This is a genomic window from Micromonospora parastrephiae, assembly GCF_016802865.1.
In the GTDB taxonomy this organism is placed as follows: Bacteria; Actinomycetota; Actinomycetes; order Mycobacteriales; family Micromonosporaceae; genus Micromonospora; species Micromonospora parastrephiae.
Window position 1 is genome coordinate 1 of record NZ_JAEVHM010000194.1, and the last position, 9,913, is coordinate 9,913.

The 9,913-nt window shown below is 73.1% G+C and carries 9 protein-coding genes and 1 pseudogene; 4 read left to right on the forward strand and 6 right to left on the reverse strand.

Annotated features, from left to right (window positions below; all coding sequences use genetic code 11):
* Both JNW91_RS26200 and JNW91_RS26205 read left to right on the forward strand, forming a co-directional pair.
* Positions 1-871: pseudogene (locus JNW91_RS26200) on the forward strand (YbjN domain-containing protein); the annotation flags it as partial.
* 122 nt (positions 872-993) lie between these two features.
* Positions 994-2,040, forward strand: a complete 1,047-nt coding sequence (locus JNW91_RS26205; protein WP_203178037.1) for an LPXTG cell wall anchor domain-containing protein — start codon at positions 994-996, stop codon at positions 2,038-2,040.
* 80 nt (positions 2,041-2,120) lie between these two features.
* Here the strand turns inward: JNW91_RS26205 and JNW91_RS26210 are convergent, their stop codons facing one another.
* The 5 genes from JNW91_RS26210 to JNW91_RS26230 form a co-directional block, all read right to left on the reverse strand.
* Positions 2,121-3,809 (reverse strand): ribonuclease J, encoded by a 1,689-nt coding sequence (locus JNW91_RS26210; RefSeq protein WP_203178038.1) that lies wholly within the window; start codon positions 3,807-3,809, stop codon positions 2,121-2,123.
* A 52-nt stretch (positions 3,810-3,861) separates the two neighbouring features.
* Positions 3,862-4,788, reverse strand: a complete 927-nt coding sequence (gene dapA, locus JNW91_RS26215) for a 4-hydroxy-tetrahydrodipicolinate synthase (RefSeq protein WP_203178039.1) — start codon at positions 4,786-4,788, stop codon at positions 3,862-3,864.
* 47 nt (positions 4,789-4,835) lie between these two features.
* Complete coding sequence (gene thyX / locus JNW91_RS26220) at positions 4,836-5,576, reverse strand: FAD-dependent thymidylate synthase (RefSeq protein WP_203178050.1); 741 nt, start codon at positions 5,574-5,576, stop codon at positions 4,836-4,838.
* 119 nt (positions 5,577-5,695) lie between these two features.
* Positions 5,696-6,217, reverse strand: a complete 522-nt coding sequence (locus JNW91_RS26225; RefSeq protein WP_238425734.1) for a DUF2752 domain-containing protein — start codon at positions 6,215-6,217, stop codon at positions 5,696-5,698.
* Between the two features lie 79 nt (positions 6,218-6,296).
* Positions 6,297-7,526, reverse strand: a complete 1,230-nt coding sequence (locus tag JNW91_RS26230; RefSeq protein ID WP_203178042.1) for a winged helix-turn-helix domain-containing protein — start codon at positions 7,524-7,526, stop codon at positions 6,297-6,299.
* An 80-nt stretch (positions 7,527-7,606) separates the two neighbouring features.
* Between JNW91_RS26230 and JNW91_RS26235 the strand changes: the two genes are divergently transcribed.
* A complete protein-coding gene (locus tag JNW91_RS26235) occupies positions 7,607-8,158 on the forward strand; it encodes a GNAT family N-acetyltransferase (protein ID WP_203178044.1) in 552 nt (183 codons plus the stop codon).
* Here JNW91_RS26235 and JNW91_RS26240 read toward each other — a convergent pair.
* Positions 8,057-9,331, reverse strand: a complete 1,275-nt coding sequence (locus JNW91_RS26240; protein ID WP_203178046.1) for a glycosyltransferase 87 family protein — start codon at positions 9,329-9,331, stop codon at positions 8,057-8,059. The genes JNW91_RS26235 and JNW91_RS26240 overlap by 102 nt on opposite strands.
* Positions 9,332-9,366: 35 nt before the next feature.
* On the opposite strand from JNW91_RS26240, the gene JNW91_RS26245 reads away from it, so the two are divergent.
* Positions 9,367-9,913: GNAT family N-acetyltransferase (locus tag JNW91_RS26245; RefSeq protein ID WP_203178048.1), on the forward strand; the 547-nt coding region annotated here is incomplete at its 3' end.

Consider the following 9,913-nt stretch of genomic DNA (forward strand, 5'->3'; position numbering starts at 1 on the left):
GGGCGTACCGGCGGCACCGGCGCGAGCGCGCGGCGTTCCCGCACCTCGCCGCGCACCTGCGGTTCTGCGCCCTGGGCGGGCACCTGGAACGCGGCCTGACGATCCTGGCCGAGCAGCTACCCCGATTGGACCAGCCCACCGACGACCTCGCCGCGATGGAGTTCGCCGCCGCCGCCGCGCTGGTCTGCGCGCTGGCCGTCGAGGCCGGGCTCGGCCTGCGTACGGTGTCCCGCCCGGCGTACGGCGGGCGGCCGGCCACCGACCTGGACGTCGCCACCCTCGGCGCGCTGCTGCTCGCCATCGCCAACGAGCTCGCGGGCAGCTTCGACGCCCGCAACGGCACCGGCCACCACTCCGGGCGGATGGCCGCCTGGCTGGCCGAGCGGCCCGTGGCGGCCCCGGTGCCCCTGCCCGCCGACGACGAGCCCGCCGACGACGGAACCGAGCCCGACACCGACGACGAGCGCGAGTTGGCGACGCTGACCATCGACATGATCACGGCCGCGTTGGACCGACGCGGAGACCGGTACGTGGTGGACGAGGGCGCACCGTGATCGGGTGGTGGGGCGCGGTGATGATCCAGTTCCGTCGGGCCGGTGAGCGCGGCGAGGTGCTGCACGCCCGCGCCATGGCCGCCCGCCGGCTGCCGGCGACCCGCCGCGCCGAGGTGTACGCCTTCTGCAACGCCTGGAACCACGACCGGCTGCTGCCCAAGGCGTACGCGCACGACCTCGGTGAGGAACTGGTGCTGGCCGGCGACGTGGCCACCGACCTGGCTCACGGGGTGGCCCCGGCGCAGCTCGGGGTGCTGGTGGACGCCGCCATCGCGACCGGCGTCGCCTATGCCGAGGCGGTCGCCGCGCTGCCCTGATAGACGGACCGGGCATTCGGTTGCAGGTCGAGGCCCGACTGTGCGACATCTGACAGCACGCAACCGGGACCGCCCGGTCGATGTGGTACGGCCATCACCGACCGCACACCTCGGGAGTCACCATGAACCGCCTCCTCAGCTCCGGCCTCCTCGCCGCCACCCTGCTCCTCGCGCCCGCCCTCGCCGGGCCGGCCATCGCCGCGCCGACTGCGACCCCGACCGCGTCGCCGAGCGCGACCGCCGCGCCCACCATCACCGCGCGCGGCGACCTCGTCTTCCTCGCCAACGACCCCTGGTTCCCGTCCGGCCCGTTGGAGGTCACCGTCAAGAACCCGGGCACCGCGGCGGCGAAGGGCTTCTTCCTGCTGCGCCTGCCGGCCTTCGTCGACCCGACCTCGGGCGGGGACTGCCGGACCATCGCCGGCACGCCGCGTACCTGGCTCTGCGGCGGCGCGGAGCTGCCGGCCCGGGGTGAGCGCACGTACCGGATGACGGTGCGGTCCTCCACCCCCGAGCCGGTCTTCGGGGTGAACGCGTGGGGCTCGGTCGCCGGCCGCGACGCCGCCGGTGTCACCGACCGGTTCACCGACTTCCGGATCAACTGGCCGGACCGCACGTCGTTGCGGCTGCGGGCCACCGCCACCCCGGTCGTCAACGGCACGACGACGGTACGGGTGCGGGTGACGAACACCGGCACGTTCGACATCGGCGGTTACTCGTTCAACATCACCACCCCGACGGGGGTGCGGGTGACGTCGCCGGCCTGCTCCGACAGCGGCCGGATGAACGGCGTGGGCTGCGAGATCCTGCGGCAACGCGTGCTCGCCGACGGCGCCACCGACGACTTCGACGTGCGGCTGACGGTCACCGGGGGCGCGAAGACCGTCCGGCTCTCGCTCTCCCCCAGCAACCGCTACACCAACGAGGACACCGCGTTGACGCTTCGCATCGGCGGCGCTGGCGGCTCCGGTGCCGGCGACGCCACGACCCCGCCACCGGCCGGTCCGACCGCCACGGCGACCACGTCCGCGCCGAGCACGTCCACCCCGGAGGCGGCGCAGCTGCCCCGCACCGGGCCGTCCGGCAGCACGTACGGCCTCATCGGCGCGGCGCTGTTGGCCGTCGGGGCCGGGCTGCTGGTGCTGCGCCGCCGGATGTCGCGGGGCTGAGCCGGAGCGCGCGCACAACAGGATCCGGGCCGGTCACCGACATCCACGGGGGATGTCGGCGGCCGGCCCGGTCACGTGTGTCAGACCTCGACGACGGTGGGCACGATCATCGGGCGACGACGGTACGCGTCGTTGACCCACCGCCCCACGGTCCGCCGGACGATCTGCTGGAGCTGGTGCGGATCGGTGATGCCGTCCGCCGCCGCCCGGTTGAGCGCCTCGGTGACCAGCGGGATCACCGGGTTGAACGCCTCCGGGTCCTCGGAGAAGCCCTTCGCGGACAGCGTCGGACCGGCGACGACCTTGCCGGTGACCGAGTCGACGACCACGGTGGTGGCGATGAAACCGCCGTCGCCGAGGATCCGCCGTTCGGTGAGCAGGGACTCGCTGACGTCGCCGACGGCGAGCCCGTCGACGTAGACGTACCGGCTCTTCACGTGCCCGACGAGGCTGGCTCGGCCCTCGACCAGATCGACGACGTCGCCGTCCTCGCAGAGCACCACCCGGTCGGCGGCCACCCCGGACTCCACACCGAGGCGGGCGTGCGCGCGCAGGTGGCGCCACTCGCCGTGCACCGGCATCAGGTTGCTCGGCCGGACCACGTTGAGCAGGTAGAGCAGCTCCCCGGCGGGGGCGTGCCCGGAGACGTGCACCTTGGCCACGTCCTTGTGCACGACCACCGCGCCCGCCCGGGCCAGGCGGTTGATCACCCGGTAGACCGAGGTCTCGTTGCCCGGCACGAGGGAGGACGCCAGCACGACGGTGTCGCCGGGGGCGATGGTGATGTGCCGGTGGTCGCCGCTGGCCATCCGGCCCAGCGCGCTCATCGGCTCACCCTGCGAACCGGTGGACATGAGCACGATCTGCTCCGGCGGCAGCGTGGTCGCCTCCTCGATCCCGACGACCAGGCCGGCGGGAATGTTGAGCAGGCCGAGATCCCGCGCGATGCCCATGTTGCGCACCATGGATCGGCCGATCAGAGCGACCTTGCGGCCGTGCTCCGCGGCGGAGTCGAAGACCTGCTGCACGCGGTGCACGTGCGAGGCGAACGAGGCCACGATGATCCGACCCTTGGCCTTCGCGAAGATCGAGTCGAGGACCGGTCCGATTTCCCGCTCGGGGGTGACGAAACCGGGGATCTCCGCGTTGGTGGAGTCGGAGAGCAGCAGGTCGACGCCTTCGGCGCCGAGCCGGGCGAACCCGGCCAGGTCGGTGATCCGCCCGTCCAGCGGGAGCTGGTCCATCTTGAAGTCGCCGGTGTGCAGCACCAGGCCGGCGGGGGTGCGGATGGCCACCGCGAGGGCGTCCGGGATGGAGTGGTTGACCGCGAAGAACTCGCACTCGAACGGGCCGAGCCGCTCCCGGCCGCCCTCCCGCACGGTCAGCGTGTACGGCTGGATCCGCCGCTCGGCGAGCTTCGCCTCGACCAGGGCGAGGGTGAACTGGGAGCCCACCAGGGGGATGTCGGGCTTGTGGGCGAGCAGGTACGGCACCGCGCCGATGTGGTCCTCGTGACCGTGGGTCAGCACGATCGCCTGGACGTCGGCCAGCCGGTCCAGGATCGGGCCGAAGTCGGGCAGGATCAGGTCCACGCCCGGCTGCTCCACGTCGGGGAAGAGCACCCCGCAGTCGACGATCAGCAGCTTGCCGTCGTACTCGAAGACGGTCATGTTCCGACCGATGGCGCCGAGCCCGCCGAGCGGGATGATCCGCAGGCCGCCCTCCGGCAGCGGCGGGGGTAGTTCCGCCTCGATGTGCGCCTCGGTCACGCGTCCACCTCATTCTGCGACGCCGTCACTCGGCGCCCATCGTGTCGTTCGATCATTCGGGTAGCTCCAGGCCCGCTGCCGCGAAGTCCGCGCGCAGCTGAGCGATCTCGTCGGTGGTGGCGTCCACGAGCGGGGGTCGCACCGGGCCGGCCGGCAGGCCCAGCGACGCCAGGCCCGCCTTCACCAGGATGGTGCCCTGGGTGCGGAAGATGCCGGTGAACAGCGGAAGCAGCCGCCGGTGCAGGGCGAGCGCGGTCGGCATGTCCCCCGCGTCGTACGCCTCGATCATCTGTGCGGTCAGCGCCCCGGTGAAGTGCGTCGAGGTGCCGACCACGCCCACGGATCCGACGGCCAGCGCCGGAAGGGTGAGGGCATCGTCGCCGCAGTAGAAGGCGAGGGCGGTCCGGCTGGTGACCCAGCTGGTGGCGGTCAGGTCGCTCTTGGCGTCCTTGACCGCGACGATCCGGCCGTGCTCGGCGAGCCGGACCAGCGTCTCGGTGTCGATCGGCACGCCGGAGCGGTGCGGGATGTCGTACAGCATCACCGGCAGTCCGGTGGCGTCGGCCACCGCGGTGAAGTGCCGCAGCAGTCCGCTCTGCGGCGGCTTGCTGTAGTACGGGGTGACCACCAGCAGACCGTGCGCGCCGGCCTTCTCGGCGGAGGCGGCCAGCTCGATGGTGTGCCGGGTGTCGTTGGTGCCGACCCCGGCGACCACCTTGGCGCGGTCACCGACGGCCTCCACCACGGCACGGATCAGCTGTTCCTTCTCCGCGTCGGTGGTGGTCGGCGACTCGCCGGTGGTGCCGTTGACCACCAGCGCGTCGTTGCCCTGCTCGTCGACCAGGTGGCTCGCCAGCCGGGCGACGCCGTCGAGGTCGAGCGATCCGTCGGGGGTGAGCGGGGTCACCATGGCCGTGAGTAGCCGGCCGAAGGGGCGGGACACCGGTCGGGCCGCGGCGTCAGGGTGGTCGTGCGTCATACCCTCCAACCTAGCGGACGACCAGCCGGGGCCTGCCGGGGAAGGGCTCAGGACGCCTCGTGCGGGCTGGCCGCCACCTCGGTGCCGTCCGACAGCGTGGAGATCACGAAGTCGGCGAAGACGTTCGGGGCTACCCCCTGGAGCTGACGGAGGCACTCCACGGCCAGCTCACGGATCTCGACGTCGGCGTGCTCGGTGGCCCGCATGGCGATGAAGTGCCGCCAGGCCCGGTAGTTGCCGCTGACCACGATCCGGGTCTCGGTGGCGTTGGGCAGCACCGCCCGGGCCGCCTGCCGGGCCTGCTTGCGGCGCAGCGTGGGGTTGGGCTCGTCGGAGAAGCGCTGCTCGAGGCCCTCCAGCAACTCGGTGTACGCCCGAACGCTGGCCTCGGCGGCCTCCACGAACCTCTTGTGCAGCTCCGGGTCGTCGGCGATGACCGCCGGCTCGACCATGGCCGCGTTCCGCTCCGGGACGTAGCGCTGGGAGAGCTGGGAGTACGAGAAGTGCCGGTGCCGGATCAGCTCATGGGTGAACGAGCGGGACACCCCGGTGAAGTAGAAGGTCACCGACCCGTGCTCCAGCACCGAGAGGTGCCCGACCTCGAGGATGTTCGCCAGGTAGCCGGCGTTGGTGGCGGTCGCCGGGTTCGGCTTCTTCCACGACTGGTAACAGGCTCGACCAGCGAACTCGGCGAGCGCCTGGCCACCCTCCGCGTCGGTCGACCACGGCACGTCGTCCGGGGCCGCGAACTGGGTCCACGCGATCAACTTGACCTGGGGCTGCACCATCTCCGGCATGCCTGGGACTGTAGTGGCGCGGTGCCTCCCGGCCCAACTCAGGCGCGCCCCCTGCAATGTCGATCACGTGACGCGCGGGCCAGCGGACCGGCGCGCCCGGGCGGGTCGGGTCAGACGTAGAGCGAGGTGAACGGTGCCCAGGGCAGGTTGCGCAGCACCGAGAAGGCGAGCCACGCGGCCAGGAAGCCACCGATGACCTTGGAGCTGATCCGCAGCTCCGGCAGCCGCCATCCGAACGCCTGGTTGCCCGCCCAGGCCACGAAGAGGTACGCGAGGAACGGCAGCGCGAAGACGAACAGGAAATGGTGCCGGGCGGCCGCCGGCAGGTCGCCGTGCAGCACGTACCAGAGCGCGCGGGTGCCACCGCAGCCCGGACAGTCCAGCCCGGTGGTCAGCTTGAGCAGGCAGGTCGGCGCGGCGTCCGGGTCGGCGTGGGTCGGATTGCTGAGCAGCGCGTAGCTCATGCCGGCAGCGACACAGCCGACCGCGGCCAGGGGCACCGCCCAGCGCGGCGAACGCTCGTAGAGCCGCAGCACGAAGCGGGTGAGCCGGTCCGGCTCCGGGGCCGGGTAGCCACCCGGCGGAGGCGTCGGCCAGCCGACCGGACCCGCGTCGCCGGGACCCGCGCTCATCCGATCTGCCGGCACTGTGTGGACCGCTCCGGCTGCGGGCTGCGGCTGGTCGACCGGTCCGGGAACGCTCGTCACCCGCTCACGGTACACCGGACACGCCGGCCAACGCGGCGGTGAGCGGACCGGCCAGGTCGCCGGCGGCGGGCGGCGCCACCGCGTCCAGCCCGAGCCAGCCGGCGAGCCGGTACAGCTCGGCGGCGAGCGCCACCGCGGTCTCCCCCGCGTCGGCGCCGGGCTCCAACCATGCCGCCGGCACCAGCAGCACACCGGCCTTACGGTCAGCCTTCAGGTCGACCCGGGCGGTGAACCGGTCGCCCTGGAGGAAGGGCAGCACGTAGTAGCCGTACACCCGCTGCGGCGCCGGAACGTAGATCTCGATCCGGTAGCTGAAGTCGAAGAGCCGCTCGGCGCGGGCGCGTTCCCAGATCAAGGGGTCGAACGGGCTGACCAGCGTGTTGCCCCGGACCCAGCGGGGCAGTCGGGCGGAGGCGTGCAGCCAGGCCGGCTGCCGCCAGCCCGCCACGGTGACCGGCACCAGCTCGCCGGCCTCGGCCAGCTCCGCGACGGCCTGTCGGGCGCCGGCCAGCGGCAGCCGGAAGTAGTCGCGCAGCTCCGGCTCGGCGGCCACCCCGAGCGACCGCGCGGCGAGGGCCACCAGCACGCGGTACGCCTCGGCGTCGGTCGGGGTGGGCGCCTCCAGCACGGCCGCCGGCAGCACCCGCTCCGGCAGGTCGTAGCGGCGCGCGAAGGAGGTGGTGCGCTCCGCGGCGGTCACCTCACCCGCCCAAAACAGGAACTCCAACGCCCGCTTGACCGCCGACCAGTTCCAGCCCCAGTTGCCGGTCTCGCGGGGCGCGTCGTGCTCGATCTCGGCGGCGGTCAACGGACCCCGCGCCGCCACCTCGTCGCGCACCCAGGCGACCAGCTCCGGCTGCTCCTGGGCGATGCGCCGCATGCCGCCCCAGGACTCGCTGTGCGCCCGGGCCATCCGCCACCGCAGCATCGGGTGCAGGTCGACCGGGACGAGCGACGCCTCGTGGCCCCAGTACTCGAACAGGTCGCGCGGGCGGCGGTAGGCGGCCTGGTCGAGCAGTGTCGTCGGGTACGGTCCGAGCCGGCTGTAGAGCGGCAGGTAGTGCGCGCGTTGCAGCACGTTGACCGAGTCCATCTGGATGAGGCCGACCCGGTCGAGCACCCGGCGCAGGTGCCGGCGGGTGGGCACGCCGGCCGGCGGCGGGTCGGCGAAGCCCTGGGCGGCGAGCGCCACCCGGCGGGCCTGGGCGAGCGAGAGTGATTCCGGTGCGGCCATCGTCGGCGACCCTAATTCATGGGTACGACTTCGGTGCGGGAAGCTGGACTCGGACCGTCATCGGGGCATAGAACGGTGCAATGCTGACCATCCGTCGGGAGGAGCCGGACGACGCGGAGGCGGTCGCCCGGGTGCACGTGCACGGCTGGCAGGCGGGCTACGCCGGCTTCATGCCGGACGAGGTCCTCGGACGGCTCAACGTCGCGGCCTGGGCGCAACGCCGCCGTGACGTCGGCACGGCCGACCCCGAGCACCCGTTCACCACCCTGCTCGGTGAGGTGGACGGCCTGGTCGTCGGCTTCACGACCTTCGGGCCGTACCGCCGCAACCAGGACCGCGACGACCTGGACCCGGCCGTCGGCGAGGTGCTGGCGCTCTACGTGGAGCCGGCGTTCTGGGGCGACGGGACGGCCGCCGCGCTGCTCGACGCCGCCCGCGCCGGGCTCAGCGAACGAGGCTGGACCGGCTACCGGCTGTGGGTGCTGGCGGACAACCGGCGGGCCCGCCGGTTCTGTGAGCGGGCCGGGCTGTCACCGGACGGTGAGCAGTCGACCTACCAGGTGCCGCTCGCCGGCGGGGGCTCGCCGGTCGGGCTCGTCGAGCTGCGGTACGCCGGACGTCTCGACGACTGACCCGCCCGGGGTCAGCCAGCGGCGCACCGGCAGGAAGGCCAGCAGCGCCAGGCTGATCCAGACGTAGGCGTTGCTGCCCAGGAAGCCGTCGACGCCGGTGAAGTCCTTCTCCCAGAACCACACCGTGCGGCTGATCAGCAGCACGTACCCGATGGTCGCGGCGGCCAGCAGGACGCGCCGGCGGCGACCGGCCGGCGCGGCCGTCGCGTTGTCGACCAGCAGGATCAGCGCGGGCAGCAGCCAGACCAGGTGGTGTACCCAGGTAACCGGGCTGACCAGGCACATCACCGCGCCGGTCAGCGCCAGGCCGGTCGCCTCGTCGCCGGCCGCGACGGCCGCCCGGGACCGCCAGGCCCACAGCGCCAGGGTGCCGAGCACGAGCAGCAGCCACAGCAGCGTGCTCGGGTGTAGCGGGTCGAGCCGGGCGACCACCCCGCGCAGCGACTGGTTGGACACGAACGCCAGCTCGCCCACCCGGCCGGTGTTCCACAGCGCCTCGGTCCAGAACTCCCGGGACGCGTCCGGGAACAGCGCGCCGGCCAGCAGGGACACCCCGGCGGCCGCGCCGCTGGCGGTGAGGGCCGCGCGCCACCGCCCGGTGACCAGCAGGTAGACGATGAAGATGCCCGGCGTCAGTTTGATCGCGGTGGCCAGTCCGATGCCCACACCCGCCCACCGGTTCCCGGTCGGCAGCAGCCGCAGCAGGTCCACCGCCACCAGGAAGAGCAGCAGCGTGTTGACCTGGCCGAAGTTGACCGTCTCCCGCATCGGCTCGAACGCGGCAGCCAGGCAGAGCGCCACGGCGAGGGCGAACCACCGGGTCCAGCCGGCCCGCCGGGCGATCGGGTCGACCAGCCACCAGATCAGGACCGTGGTGGTGGCCACGCTGGCGAGGACGCTCACCACGATCGCGGCCGGCCACGGCAGGTACGCCATCGGCAGCATGACCAGCGCGGCGAACGGTGGATACGTGAAGCCGTACTGGGTGTTCGGCTTGAGGTAGTCGTAGATCTCCCCGCCGTCGTGCACCCACCACGTCAACGCGCCGTAGTAGACCTTCAGGTCGAAGAATCCGTGCCGCACCGCCGCGACGGCGAGGAACGCGGTGACCGCCGCGGCGAGCACCACCACCCCGACGACCTGCACGGCCGTCCTGTTGGCACCCTGCGCCACCGTCGCCTCCCTGGCCCTGCGTAGGCTTCCGTCCCATGGCTCTCGGGTACGTCCGCCCGGCGCGTCCCGAGGACGCCGGCGAAATCGCACGCATCCAGCTCGCGACCTGGCGGGTCGCGTACCGCCGGATCCTGCCTCGGCACGTGCTCGACAACCTGGACGAGGCGTTCCTCGCCCGGCGGTGGAGCGCCGCGGTGCTGGAGCCGCCCTCGGGCGCGCACCGGGTGCTGGTCGCCGTCGAACAGGCCGAGCAATCGTATCTGGTGGGGTTCGCCGCCTCCGGCCCGGCCGACGGCGAGGCGCTGGCCCCGGGCGAGCCGGCCGACGCGCTCGGCCCGGACGTGGCCGCCGTGACCGACCTGCTGGTCGAGCCGCGGTGGGGCCGGCGCGGGCACGGTAGCCGGCTGCTCGCCGCCACCGTCGACCTGTGGCGCGAGGACGGCCTGCGCCGGGCCGTGGCCTGGGCGTTCGACGGTGACGAGGCGACCCGCAAGTTCCTCACCAGCACCGGCTGGGAGCCCGACGGCGCGGCCCGCGCGCTTGACGTCGACGACATGCTGGTGCCCCAGCTGCGCCTGCACG

What these genes read in the sequence shown, in the direction of transcription:
- JNW91_RS26205 (WP_203178037.1), top strand. Translation starts at nt 994, where the DNA reads ATGAACCGCCTCCTCAGCTCCGGCCTCCTCGCCGCCACCCTGCTCCTC.
- dapA (WP_203178039.1), bottom strand. Translation starts at nt 4,788, where the DNA reads ATGACGCACGACCACCCTGACGCCGCGGCCCGACCGGTGTCCCGCCCC.
- thyX (WP_203178050.1), bottom strand. Translation starts at nt 5,576, where the DNA reads ATGGTGCAGCCCCAGGTCAAGTTGATCGCGTGGACCCAGTTCGCGGCC.
- JNW91_RS26225 (WP_238425734.1), bottom strand. Translation starts at nt 6,217, where the DNA reads ATGAGCGCGGGTCCCGGCGACGCGGGTCCGGTCGGCTGGCCGACGCCT.
- JNW91_RS26230 (WP_203178042.1), bottom strand. Translation starts at nt 7,526, where the DNA reads ATGGCCGCACCGGAATCACTCTCGCTCGCCCAGGCCCGCCGGGTGGCG.
- JNW91_RS26235 (WP_203178044.1), top strand. Translation starts at nt 7,607, where the DNA reads ATGCTGACCATCCGTCGGGAGGAGCCGGACGACGCGGAGGCGGTCGCC.